Here is a 12,262-nt window from a genome sequence, read left to right on the forward strand (position 1 = left end):
TCTCGGTACCTGCGGTGGGGATCGCGAATTCGGCCAGGACCGAACCGGATTGATCGCTCAGGGTGGCGGAGAGCCCGGCCGTGCGAAAGGCGCCCGCGGCCGTCGCTGCCGGATCCACGCTGACGATGCACAACACCGCTGCCGCATCGGGGTGAAGTCGATCGAGTTCCATCCGGATGCCACTCTCGTCGAGTTGCACTCCAGCGGTGGATGGTTGGTTGTAGAACACGAAGTCCGCGGACGTCAATGCCCGCAGGTTCGCGTCCGCTACCAGCGCCGACACGTCGAACGGCGTCTGGCTCTCGGCTCGAAACGTCACCACGGGCGCCTGCAGCGGCGCGTTCTGTCCGGGAACAAAAGTCATACCCACAGCAGCGAACTATGCCATGACCGGGCTCTCTCGGTCAGCCTTGCACGTCCGCCACCACTAGATCGGCCACCGCGGTCATCCCAGCGTCCGTGAAGTGCAAGCGTTGCGCCGTCGACTCCGAGAACAGGCCTTCGAACCAACGCTGATCTGCACTCGCACATGCGTCGTGCCCGCCGGCGATGCTCGCCGCCGCAATGTCGACAGTGCGCACACCGTGGGCGTGGGCGACCTCGTCGAACTTCGTGTTGTAGCGAGCGAAGTAGTCCATGAACCAGGATGCGTCGGCGTCTGAGAACGGAATGTTCGGCCAGCATCCGCGAGAGGAGATCATGCCGCCCTCTCCGATCAGGTAGATGCGAGCGTTAGGCGCGCGCTGCGTGACCGCAGTCAGGATGCGATCCAATTCTCCGGCAGCCCGGTCGATTCCGGATTGGGCGACGGAATTCGCGAGCGGGTCGTACCGGCATCCACGATCGGTTCCTGGCCCCGGAGCGACGCACAGGGGACCGAGGAAGATGCTGTTGGAGTCGTTGCCGCCGATCGAGATGGTGATCAGGTCGGTGTCCGGGTGAACGGCATCGAGTTGGACAGGCCAGTAGTTCGGAATCAGCTGTGGAGTGTCGATGATGTTCTCGGCGCGTGCCGCGCTGCAAGAGACGTCGGTGAACTCCGCGACCTCGAGTGCCCGAGAGATCTTGCCCGCGAAGTTCTCGTACGAACGCGAACAGGCGTCGGGGTACATCGGTTCCAGCCTTGGACCGGAGGCACGGGAGTCACCGAGGGCGACGTACTTGATCCCGGTGCCGGATACTCCTGACCGAGTTTCCGACTGGGGCACCGAAGCCTGCGCGATTCCGGTGCTCACGAGCGCCAGCACAACGCCTGCGACGGCCGCCGCCCGACCGAGAAGTTTCCCTCGAATGATCATCTACTGTGCCAAGTCCTCTCGCGCACGGCCGCTCGACTGACGGCTCGACATGCCGCATGAGGTTAACGCACAGAGGGGAAACGATGTCCGGTTCGACGGACGGCGACCGAAATCACCTACCGCCGAACCGGATTCATCTCGACTATGCAGTCTCGACTCAAGCAGTGAGGAAACGGCCCAGCTGCGGCGCAGCTTCTCCTGCGTGCTTGGCCTGGATACCTTCACCGATGGCCTGCAGCTTCCATTCACCGTTCACGCGGTATACCTTTGCCATCACCATTCCGGTGAAAGCCATGCCGCCCTGGAGCGTGTATCGAGCGAGCTCGGAGTTGGTGGTGCTGTCCACGAGACGGCAGAAAGCGTTGGAGACCTGCTCGAACGTGTGTCCGCGGTACGAGGTCACGGTGAAGATCACGGTGGTCACGTGAGCCGGGACCCGCTGCAGATCGACGAGCATGACCTCGTCGTCGCCGTCTCCGTCGCCGGTCAGGTTGTCACCCATGTGACGGACCGAGCCGTCCTTGGACGTCAACTGACCGTAGTAGCAGACGTCGACGAGGTTGCCGTCGGCGTACAGGAGTGCCGAAGCGTCGAGGTCGACGTCGGCGGTACGGCTTCCGAACAGGCCGCTCTTCTTGATCGGATCCCAACCCAGACCCATCTGGATCATGGTGAGCGCGACGCCGCCCTCCTTGCGGAGTGTGACCTTCTGGCCCTTGGTCAGGCTGACGGGGCGTCCCTTGACCAGGCTCACCTCGGGCTGCTGCGCCGGCGGCTGGTTCTGCACGGGAGGCGCCGGGGGTGCCTGGTTGTACGTCGGCTGCTGGTTGTACGTCGGCTGCTGGTTGTACGCAGGCTGCTGCGCCGGCGGGTAGGCCGGCGGCGTCGGTCCCTGGTTGTAGGCAGGCGGCTGGTTGTACGCGGGCGGGGCCGGCGGAACCGGCGGCGCGTTGTACGAAGGCTGCTGCTGCGGCTGGTTGTACGCCGGCGGTGTAGGAGCGACGGACGAGGGCGGGGTGATCGGCGCCGGAGCCGCGACCGGAGTGGGCGGCGGCGGCGCGGGCGCATCGTCGACCGACACACCGTGATCGGTGACCAGCGCGGCAAATCCACCCGCGTACCCCTGGCCGACGGCGCGCACCTTCCACGCACCCTGCCGTCGGTACACCTCGAGCGCGATGACGATGGACTCGGTGGTGAGGCCGTCGATCACGTACTCGTACAACACGTTCCCGGCCGCATCGGAGACCCGAGCGGTCGGTGCAGCAGTGCGCCCGAAGTTCGACGAAGCGTCGTCGAGCGTGATGACGGCGCGAACCTGCTCGATATCGGCGGGTACGCCGGCGAGTGAGACTCGGAGTGAGGCAATGCCACCCGGGTTGGGTACCAATTGCACGCCGGGTCCGGTCGGCTGGTTGAAGAAGACGAAGTCGGCGTCGGAACGAACTTTTCCGTTGCTCGTCACGAGGAGTGCAGACAGGTCAGCGGCCGCAGCCAGCTGAACCGAGACAACTACATCCGAGACGTCCAGCGGGCCGTTCTGCCCTTTGGCAAGCGATACAGACAACTAAATCCCCTTCATAGAGAGCGTGTATTACCCGAGCGCGGAAGAGAACCACCGCAAGATCTCCGCGCTCGCTGCGATACCGGACCTTTCTGTCACAGTAACGGTCGGCCGTTGCCAATTCAGTTCTTCCAGCTCACCGTGCCTGGGCCTGATCGCGAAATCGGAGTATTCGAGCATGTCCGCATCCAATGCGCCGTCACCAGCCGAGATCACGACGGCGGACTGATCCAGATCACCCGACTCGACCAGTCTGCGGCGCACCTCTGCCAGCGCTCGTGACTTCGAGACCGCGTCGGGCATCGTGGAGATCTTGCGGCCTTGACGCGAGACGTTCCAGCCCCGCGTCACGCACCACCCATTCCATTCGGTTTCGAAATCACTCGGCATCACGGCCAGATCGACGACCAGGTATGGAAACAGGTCGTCGGCAACACGAATGGAGCTGACCCAACTCGAGTCGATCCGCGATTCCAGTTCCGCCTGAACCTGCGGCAACTCGGCGCCGGACTTACGGGTCGAACGGTCGATCTCGTTTCGCCAGTCGCGATCGGCCTCGCCGTCTACGAGGATGTTTCCGCCGTTGCTCGTGATCGCGTACTTCCACGGTCCGCCGGGAAGATCGATCCGCTGGAACTGCGCAATGGTCCTGGTCGTCGTCGGAATCACCGGAACCCGCGAGCTGAGCGCGGTCAGCAGTTCGATCGATTCGACGCTCATGTGCGAGAGCGGACCGCCGTTGTAGTACTCGACGCACAGCGGGCTCGGTGCCGAATCCAGGTCGGAGCCACTGGGATCGCCGCCGATCGCGGCCTGCGAATAGATCATCGTGCGGTCCAGATCCGTGGCGATCAGGACCTGGGACGCAGCGGTGTCCACACGGCTCACGTGATGTCCTTGATCAGGCCGACACACGAGTAGGCGAGATCCGGGACGACCTCGACCGGGACCCCACGGGCCTGTGCCAACAACCGGATGTGTGCGTGCTCCGGGGCTTCGAGTTCGCGCACCAGAACCTTCCAGGGAAGCCGGCGCAGCAGCACCCTGGTTGTTTCTCCGACACCGGGTTTGACGAAGTTGACCGTCGAGATCCCGTACTCGGCCTGCACCTTCTCCACCGACTCCCAACCGGCCCAGGTCGGCGTCCGATCGGAATCGAGCACTGCAGCAAGAGAATCCGCTGCGTCGCCGCGAACCGAATCGAACTCGGCCGAGACCACGTCGAGCAACCTGTTGGAAACGTCGACGTCGGCGAGGTCGGCGTAGAACTTGGCGCCGTGGAAATCGCCGGGCCCGATGAGGGTGTCGTTGAGGACAGTTCGTGAGACCAAGCCGGACACCGTCGAATTGAGGCACGCCGACGCGATCAGGAAGTCGTCACGGGTCCCGTACGTTCGCACGCAGTGTCCGGGGTCGGCGAGAACAGCCAGATCGGAGTCGAACTTCGCTCCGCCTGCCTCGTGGTACTCCGTCAACGCTGCGTCGAGTTCGCGGGCGATGGCGCCCTTGCCCGTCCAGCCGTCGACGAAGACGACGTTCTCCGAGTCGTGATGGTGCGCAAGATAATCGAGTGCGACGGAATCGATTCCTTTGCCACGGACGATGGACACCGCATAGTGCGGCAACGTCAACCCGCGGGTCTGCTGGGCCCAGCGCCGCATCAGAATCCCGATCGGTGTTCCGGCCCGGGCGAGTGAGACCAGCGTGATGTCACTCCCCCGCTCGGCCAAGACCAGGTCCATCACGGTCCCGACAGCGCGCGCCAACCGTGGAGCGCTCTCGGCGAGCACCGTCTCGAAAAGATCCCGGTATGCCTGATCGGGTTGGTACTCGATGGGGAGAGACTCGGCATAGTGCGCCTCACCCGACTGAATACGCTTCTCGCGCACGGATACATCCGCTTCGAGATCCACGTGCGAGAGATCCTTGAGCAGCCACTTCACTTCGCCCGGCGCGTACGAACCGAATTCGGGCCCGACCAATGGTTCGTTCATGACGAGCTCCCTGCTCTGGAATCTCGCAGCGCCGACGGATCGGCCCCGCGAACGGTGGCGACCAGGACGTCGGTGCCGGAGTTCCGCAACACCTCGACCACTCCGTCCATCGCCGTCAACCGATCGGTGTCGGCGGGCTCGTCGATGACCAGCAACGCAAGCGCGTCGACCGCCGCATCAGGCCACTGCGCGTTGTAGACGTATCGAGGGTCGTTCTCACCCAGTTCGGGTGCCGGAAAGGTGAACCCGCGACGCAGCGGGTATCCCGGCACGTCGACGACGTACGCGGGTGAGCGAGTTGTGGTCTGGTAACGAACTGCTCGCCCAGAGCTTTCCAAGCCCGCAGCGATGCGCAGTGGCAGGTACATCAACTCCTCGTGACCGATCACGATCACAGCACGCGACGCGTCGATCGACGATCCGAGAATGGACACCGCTGCCTCGACGGCTGACTCGAATGCCGCGGTGTCGCCATCGAGAAAGCCGTGCCTGCCACCGTCGGGGACATGTGCCGGCCACGGCAGATCCATCTGAGACAGCGTGCCGCGGCGATCACCGATCGGATTGAGATCCGGAGCATCCAGCGCCGTGACGCGCTCGGTCAGGCCGTCGGGCAGGACCGTCGAACCCGAAGCGAGAGAGACGTAGTCGATTCGTGCATTCAACTCTGCCGCCGCGGCTTCGCCGGCGACTCGGTGTTCCTCGGTTCTCATGTCCACCAGCGAGGCCACGACGTAGCGGCTTCGCGGGCATTGCCCGTGCAGCGCCCGGATGGCATCGATCGCGGTGGCGCCGGTGGAGATCTCGTCGTCGACGAGGACCAGAGGCAGGTCGTTCTCGAACAGTTCGGCGGACGTCGGCTGCATCAGATGGCTCGTGGCGTGCGAGTGCCCCTCCTCGAATCCGGCGAGCGTCGTAGCCCCTGGTACGTCTCGGCGCGTGGAGTGCAGGTAGCAGTGAGCGTGCAGGCGAGCTGCGACGCAGTGGCCCAAACCTGTTGCGGTTTCGGCAAACCCGAGAACGACGACGTCGACACCCTCACCGAGGGTGGTCCGCACCAGATCGCCGAGGTCGTCGGCAGCGCCGATGACCACGGACGGCTCGGTGGGCACGTGCTTTCCCAGCACGGTGGACACCAGCAGATGAGCGCGACGCGGATTCCGCCGAAGTCCCGGGATCACCAGATCGGGCACCGAATGCCCGAGTGACGAATCACCGTGAACGAGGTCCAAGCCGAATTCTGCTGTAGCCCAGGGAACGTCCTTGGACTGGACAAGCTCTGTCATCGATCGACCAACGCCGTCAGCAACTCGACGAACGTGATTCCCTTGTTGGTCACACCGAACACGTGAGCTCGGAGCGCAGTCTGATGGGCCCAATTGCGGTGCGGCTTCATCTCGTTCATCTTGTTCCGGTAGCCGGACGCCTGAACTCCCCCGGCGTCGGCACCGAGAATGTCGAGGGCATCGTGATATTCCTCGTGCGTGACAGCGGACAGTGCATTGACCGCTGCGACGTGCGACGGGTGGATGACCGTCTTGCCCTGGATTCCGTTGGCTCGGTCCAGCGCGATCTCACGGAGCAGACCGTCGAGGTCGCGGCTGACGAGATGCTGACGGAACCGGACGGCGTCGTGTTCCTCGAACGGGGTGGCGCGCAGCATCGGCCGGAACATGCGTTCGTGATCGGCGAAGTACTCCCACACGGGCCCGGTGATGACAAAACCCGAACCGTCCGCGCGCCCGAGATAGTTGACGATGTCGGCGATGACGTCGACCACCACGCGCACGTCGTAGATGGTCAGATCGCGGTCACGACGGATGCCGAAGGTGCTGCACATGTCGGTGGCGCCGATGCGGACGGCAAGGATGCGATCGCGGTGCTGCCCGAGAATCCCACTGATGGTGCGCAATTCGAGATCACGCGTATCGCGGTGCACCAGCGCGGGTGATTCGAGTACCGGCATCGCGTAGAGATGCTTACCCAGCAGTTCGGATGCGTCCGCGACGGCGTCGAGAAACACGGGGCCGGACTCGCTGCCGAACTTGGGGATTACGAACCCGGTGAGCGCGGCGCGCCCCTCGGTCAACGACGCGGCGACCTTGTGGATGTCCGCGACTTCACGAACCCGCACGAACAGCAGCATGCCGACGGCGTCGGTGGACGCGATCTTGTCGAGAGCTTCGACCGCGTTCGCTCGCGCCGATTCGACCTCGTGATCGGCGACGGCATCCTCGAGATCGAGCACCATCGAGCTGACGCCCTCGGACGCACGCTTGGACACGATGTCGGCCAACCCGGCCCGGGTGGCAGGAACGTAGAGAGTTGCACCCAGAGCAATCGCGAGCAGATCCCTCTCGTCGGAATCCGCGAACGATCGAGGCGCATGCAGGAACAGTTGCTCCCGCACGTCATCCTCGAGATGTTGAAAGTGCTGCATTTCTCTTCTCTCTGTAACCGCAATCAAGTCCATGAAACGACCCCCTGTGACAACGCGTCGGGCAACTCCGATCCCCCGATCGGCCCGACCATTCAGTTTTTGCCGGCTCGCGCCCGCATCTTCTCGACAACTTCGGTGATGAACGTCGATACCGAGTCCAGCTGTAATACATACGACCAGTAGTCCGGATGAGTTCCCGACAGTGACGCACTCGCTCGCTCGATCCTTGCTAGTTGAGCATCGAGTACAGAGCCCCACTCCGCCACCAACCCTTGGTTAACAGCGAACATCTGGGCGTCTTTCAGCCGGAAACGAACCTCACGTTCCTTTTGGCTCGGATCTGCCCGGACTGCACGCAGAGTAGCGAGACGGTCCGTCACGGCGTCGGCACACGCTTCGGCGTCGGCGAGGTGCACGCGGGCTTCGGCCATCAAAGCCAGTGCATGTTCGGGGTTTCCCGCAGCCAGCGACTGCTTCGCTTCCTTGAGATCGATGTCGGCCTGATCGATATGCGCTCGGCTGCGACTGCTGTTGTCGACGAGGTCAGCAGAACTCGCGGCGTTGAACTCGCGCAGCAATGCGGAGTACGCCGGATCCAGGCGGTCCACTCGAGTGCGCACTGCCGACAACCTGGTCGAGACCGAGGAAATCGTCATCTCGGCACGGTGCTGGGTCGACGGGGCTTCTGCCAATGCTTCCTCGAGCGCCGATACCGCTTCGCGGACACTCTCGGCCCGCGTGCGGACTGCGTCGGCGCGACCGGATGAGCGCGCATTGTCGAGCGCTGCAACCGCGTCGTCGAGGTGTTCGGAGGCCGTCACCACCGACGGGTACTCGCGATAGCGCTGATCGGTGGCAGCCAGTTTTTCCCGGACGGCGTTCGCCAGGGTTCGGGCCTGCTGGCCGAGGACGGGAATGGCGGACATCGTGACCGTCGCCTGCTCGAGGTGCGCACGATGCCCGTTGTAGAAGGCGTCGACGCCCTTTGCCGCCTCGACGAGTTCGGCTACCGACTTTTCGAACGCCGCCCGAGCACCGTTCGGGTTCTGGTGGAGTACCTGATCGTTGCCATAGCGCTCGGATGTGTCGAGGTAGTCCGACGCAGCCTGGAAGCACCGATCCCGAACGGGTTCCCACGCAGCGCGCAGCCCTCGCTCGGGGTACAGCTCGGCGGAAGCGTCGACTGCTGCCGACGCGATGGTCTGCCGCTTGTCCATGTCGAGGAACGCCGAAACCATGGCCGTCTGCGCCTCCCGCGCACGACTGACCGACTCCCCCACTCTTGCCCCCCGATTGAAGCGCTCCGACCATCTTCCCACCACGATTGAATCCTACGGGTCCAGCACTTCGCTTCTCGGTTCGTAATTCTGCTGTTACGGCGAACACACCGGAACTGCGGTTAGGGTGGTGGAGGTAAACACACTCCCAAGACGACTTCGCGTCGTAGTGGGCCTTGTCTCTCCTCTTGAAAGGACCCCTGAATGGGCGTCAGCTTGACCAAAGGCGGCAATGTCTCTCTCACGAAGGAGGCCCCGAACCTGACTGCAGTGGTCGTCGGCCTGGGCTGGGACGCACGTTCCACCACCGGAGCTGCTTTCGACCTCGACGCCAGCGCAATCGGCGCAGGCTCGAACAAGAAGGTCCTCTCCGACCAGCACTTCATCTTCTTCAACAACCTCCGTTCGCCCGACGGCTCGATCGAGCACAAGGGTGACAACACGGACGGCGAAGGCGAAGGCGACGACGAGCAGATCGACGTGAACCTCGCAGCGGTTCCTGCCGAGGTCGAGAGCGTTGTCTTCCCCGTTTCGATCTACGACGCAGAAGCTCGCTCGCAGTCCTTCGGCCAGGTCCGCAACGCGTACATCCGCGTCGTCGACAAGTCGAACGGCAACGAGCTCGCTCGTTACGACCTCTCCGAGGACGCTTCCACCGAGACCGCCATGGTCTTCGGTGAGCTGTACCGCAACGGTGCAGAGTGGAAGTTCCGCGCAATCGGCCAGGGCTACGCGTCCGGCCTCGCGGGCATCGCGCGCGATTACGGCGTCAACGTCTGATCTTCGCTCTCGACGAGCTGACTCGGGGAAGGTTCCGCAGTAGTCTGTGGAACCCTCCCCGTTTTCACGTTCGGATGCGGTGAGAGACCGCTTGCAGTAACCACTCTGCATTGACCAACTAGAAAGGGCCACGCTCCGTGGTACTGCGAATATTCGGTTTATCCATCGCAATTTCGATCCTCGCGATGATCGTTGCGTTCATCTACGGCGGACCCGAGGCACTGTTCCTCGTCATCATCCTGTCGATTCTGGAAATCTCGCTTTCCTTCGACAACGCCGTCATCAACGCCACTGTTCTGCAAAGAATGAGTGAATTCTGGCAGAAGATCTTCCTCACCATCGGCGTCATCATCGCCGTCTTCGGTATGCGTCTGGTGTTCCCGCTCGTGATCGTCTGGGCTGCATCCGGTCTCGGACCCGTAGCTGCACTCGACCTCGCACTGAACCCGCCTGCGGACGACGCCGCGTACTTCGCCAACGGCGAGCCGAGCTACGAAACCATCCTCACCGACGCTCACCCGCAGATCGCTGCCTTCGGTGGCATGTTCCTGCTGATGCTCTTCCTCGGATTCATCTTCGAAGAGCGTGAGATCACCTGGCTGTCTTGGCTGGAGAAGCCGCTCGCTCGCATCGGCAAGCTCGATCAGCTCTCCGTCGTCGTGGCCGGCATCGTCCTGGTTCTCAGTGGTTCTTTCCTCGCTGCTGACGACAAGGTCTCCACCGTCATGATCTCGGGCGTTCTGGGCATGATCACCTACATCGCGGTCAACGGATTGGGTGAACTGTTCAATCTGCCGGAAGAAGGCGAAGAGGAAGAAACCGCCAAGTCCGGCGGCCCCACGCAGCTCGCGAAAGCGACCGGTAAGGCCGGCTTCTTCCTGTTCCTCTACCTCGAGGTCCTCGACGCGTCCTTCTCCTTCGACGGCGTCATCGGCGCATTCGCCATCACAGCAGACCCGATCATCATCGCCCTCGGCCTCGGCTTCGTCGGCGCGATGTTCGTCCGTTCCATCACGGTCTTCCTGGTCCGCAAGGGCACGCTCTCCGATTACGTCTACCTCGAGCACGGTGCGCACTGGGCCATCGGCGCTCTGGCCGTCATCTTGATGGTGTCCATCGGCGTTCACATCAACGAGATCATCACCGGCCTGGTCGGTGTCTTCTTGATCGGCGCTGCTTTCATCAGCAGCCTCATTCGCAACAAGCGAATCGCGAACGAAGATCCGAAGTTGGACGAGAACACTCCGGCAACTGTCTGACGTTCTTTTCACGAAACGCCCGCGACCAATTGGTTGCGGGCGTTTTGTTTGTTATGCCTGAATTGAAACTCTCTGCATTCACAGCCAATTGTTCAGCCGCGCGTCAAATTCAGCCTGCGGGTGAACAATTGCCCTGCGGATGCGAAACCGCACAAATCTCGACCCACCCCGGCACAATCAAGAGGCGAAATCCGATTGTGCACAGTGATGAGGGGAAATTCGTGGAAGACCAGTTTCTGTCCAAAGGCCAGAACATCGAGCTCCCCGACGAACTCGATCAGATCGACATCGTGATCACCTGGGACAATACGGAATTCGGTGTCGATGCCTCGGCATTGCTTCTGGGTGCCGACGGAAAAGTCAGGTCCGACGCGGACTTCGTCTTCTACAACCAACAGGAATCTGCTGACGGCTCGGTTCGCTATCTCGGCCGCCGCGAAGCCGAATCCGGCCCGCACGAGCGCCTCCTCGTCCACCTCGCTGCTGTACCCGAACAGGTCGATGCGATCGCGTTGGTAGGCAGCGTCGACTCCGGCTCTTTCGGAGACCTCGGCAAACTTGCGCTCCAACTGGTCGATTCCGGCGGCTCTCCTATCGCCGAATACGTCACCGCCGACGCATCCACCGAAACCGCCTTCGTCTTCGGTCAGGTCTATCGGCGCAACGGGAAGTGGAAACTTCGCGCCATCGGCCAAGGTTGGGCTTCAGGACTCGCCGGGCTCGCCGAAGACTTCGGAGTCGACGTGAGCGAGGATGCCCCCGTCGAGGAGTCGTCGTCACCTGAGCTGGAGACACCCCAACCGATATCGGAATCCGATCCACCAGTCACCGAACCCACGACGCCACCAAAGCCCGCACGGCAGCGCGGGGTTCGTACAGCGAAGCCCGTGCCCAAGAAGGCTCCACTACCCGAATTCAAGCACGCCGAGTCCGAGACCTGGCAACCTGCACGACTCTTCTCGGTGATCGGCGTCGGAACCGGCGAGGAACAAGAACGACGCACGACGTCGGCATTGGTTTCCACGATGCAAGCGGTTCCATTGTTTGCGCGGGCGGTTTCGTCCCGCGTGGGCGCACCGGCCGGCTCGTTCGAGGGCTATGTCGAAGTTCCCTACGTCAAAGGTGAATCTCGGGTGATCCCGGATGCGGTGTGGCGCATCGCCCGCGGAAGCCGGCTCTGGACCGGCTTGCTCGAAGCAAAGACTGGAGCAGGCACCCATACCCGAGAGCAGCTCGAAAACTATCTCGACGTCGCCAAGAAGAACAAGTACGACGTCGTGATCAGCCTGTCCAACGACTTGCCTGCCGGCGCCGGCGAATTACCCGTCGAGGTAGACAAGCGCAAGCTCACCAAAGTTGCGCTGCGGCATCTCTCTTGGGCAGAAGTCATCCACGAGGCTCGGATGGTGCTCTCGCACGGCGGAATCGACAATCCGCTGCAAGGTTGGATTCTCAGCGAATTTCTCCGGTACATCGAACATCCCAAGTCCGGGGCCGCGGAGTTCGTCGACATGGGTCGGCACTGGGTATCGATACGCGATTCCGTGAGCGCCGGAACTCTACGTCCTGGAGATCCGAAGGCAGCGGCGGTCGCTCAGTCGTGGATCGCGCTCGCGCGGAACCTTGCGCTGCGGTTCACTGCAGATCTCG

The 12,262-nt window shown here is 62.8% G+C and carries 10 protein-coding genes and 1 pseudogene; 3 read left to right on the forward strand and 8 right to left on the reverse strand.

The window, feature by feature from the left end; all coding sequences use genetic code 11:
• The 8 genes and pseudogenes from A2J01_RS00420 to A2J01_RS00455 all read right to left on the reverse strand — a co-directional run.
• A pseudogene (locus tag A2J01_RS00420) lies at positions 1–364 on the reverse strand (TerD family protein); the annotation flags it as partial.
• Between the two features lie 40 nt (positions 365–404).
• Positions 405–1,298, reverse strand: a complete 894-nt coding sequence (locus A2J01_RS00425; protein WP_042922710.1) for an SGNH/GDSL hydrolase family protein — start codon at positions 1,296–1,298, stop codon at positions 405–407.
• Between the two features lie 157 nt (positions 1,299–1,455).
• Complete coding sequence (locus tag A2J01_RS00430) at positions 1,456–2,865, reverse strand: TerD family protein (protein WP_050655989.1); 1,410 nt, start codon at positions 2,863–2,865, stop codon at positions 1,456–1,458.
• 27 nt (positions 2,866–2,892) lie between these two features.
• On the reverse strand, positions 2,893–3,750 hold the full coding sequence (locus tag A2J01_RS00435) for an HAD family hydrolase (RefSeq protein WP_082900762.1): 858 nt from the start codon (positions 3,748–3,750) through the stop codon (positions 2,893–2,895).
• Complete coding sequence (locus A2J01_RS00440) at positions 3,747–4,856, reverse strand: cysteine protease StiP family protein (RefSeq protein WP_003941082.1); 1,110 nt, start codon at positions 4,854–4,856, stop codon at positions 3,747–3,749. Before A2J01_RS00440 ends, A2J01_RS00435 begins: the two co-directional genes overlap by 4 nt.
• Positions 4,853–6,142 carry a phosphoribosyltransferase family protein gene (locus A2J01_RS00445; protein ID WP_064111406.1) on the reverse strand — a complete coding sequence of 430 codons (1,290 nt, stop codon included), beginning with the start codon at positions 6,140–6,142 and terminating at the stop codon, positions 4,853–4,855. Before A2J01_RS00445 ends, A2J01_RS00440 begins: the two co-directional genes overlap by 4 nt.
• Positions 6,139–7,296 (reverse strand): HpcH/HpaI aldolase/citrate lyase family protein, encoded by a 1,158-nt coding sequence (locus tag A2J01_RS00450; protein ID WP_054187879.1) that lies wholly within the window; start codon positions 7,294–7,296, stop codon positions 6,139–6,141. The genes A2J01_RS00445 and A2J01_RS00450 overlap by 4 nt, the downstream gene beginning before the upstream one ends.
• A gap of 92 nt (positions 7,297–7,388) precedes the next feature.
• The gene (locus A2J01_RS00455; RefSeq protein ID WP_007727045.1) at positions 7,389–8,534 is read right to left on the reverse strand and encodes a hypothetical protein; all 1,146 of its coding nucleotides are present in this window, start codon (positions 8,532–8,534) and stop codon (positions 7,389–7,391) included.
• Between the two features lie 243 nt (positions 8,535–8,777).
• Between A2J01_RS00455 and A2J01_RS00460 the strand changes: the two genes are divergently transcribed.
• From A2J01_RS00460 to A2J01_RS00470, 3 genes are all read left to right on the forward strand, one after another.
• Entirely contained in the window at positions 8,778–9,353 is a 576-nt protein-coding gene (locus A2J01_RS00460) for a TerD family protein (protein WP_003941199.1), read from the forward strand.
• A gap of 137 nt (positions 9,354–9,490) precedes the next feature.
• A complete protein-coding gene (locus A2J01_RS00465) occupies positions 9,491–10,612 on the forward strand; it encodes a DUF475 domain-containing protein (protein WP_046377871.1) in 1,122 nt (373 codons plus the stop codon).
• A 221-nt stretch (positions 10,613–10,833) separates the two neighbouring features.
• Positions 10,834–12,262, forward strand: a 1,429-nt coding sequence (locus tag A2J01_RS00470; RefSeq protein WP_064111409.1) for a TerD family protein, incomplete at its 3' end; no start/stop codon positions are given.

This window comes from Rhodococcus sp. EPR-134 (genome assembly GCF_001647205.1).
Lineage (GTDB): Bacteria > Actinomycetota > Actinomycetes > Mycobacteriales > Mycobacteriaceae > Rhodococcus_F > Rhodococcus_F qingshengii.

Excerpts from the sequence above, each read along its gene's own strand:
- A2J01_RS00445 (WP_064111406.1), bottom strand. The coding sequence starts at position 6,142 with ATGACAGAGCTTGTCCAGTCCAAGGACGTTCCCTGGGCTACAGCAGAA.
- A2J01_RS00425 (WP_042922710.1), bottom strand. The coding sequence starts at position 1,298 with ATGATCATTCGAGGGAAACTTCTCGGTCGGGCGGCGGCCGTCGCAGGC.
- A2J01_RS00440 (WP_003941082.1), bottom strand. The coding sequence starts at position 4,856 with ATGAACGAACCATTGGTCGGGCCCGAATTCGGTTCGTACGCGCCGGGC.
- A2J01_RS00460 (WP_003941199.1), top strand. The coding sequence starts at position 8,778 with ATGGGCGTCAGCTTGACCAAAGGCGGCAATGTCTCTCTCACGAAGGAG.
- A2J01_RS00450 (WP_054187879.1), bottom strand. The coding sequence starts at position 7,296 with ATGCAGCACTTTCAACATCTCGAGGATGACGTGCGGGAGCAACTGTTC.
- A2J01_RS00455 (WP_007727045.1), bottom strand. The coding sequence starts at position 8,534 with ATGGTTTCGGCGTTCCTCGACATGGACAAGCGGCAGACCATCGCGTCG.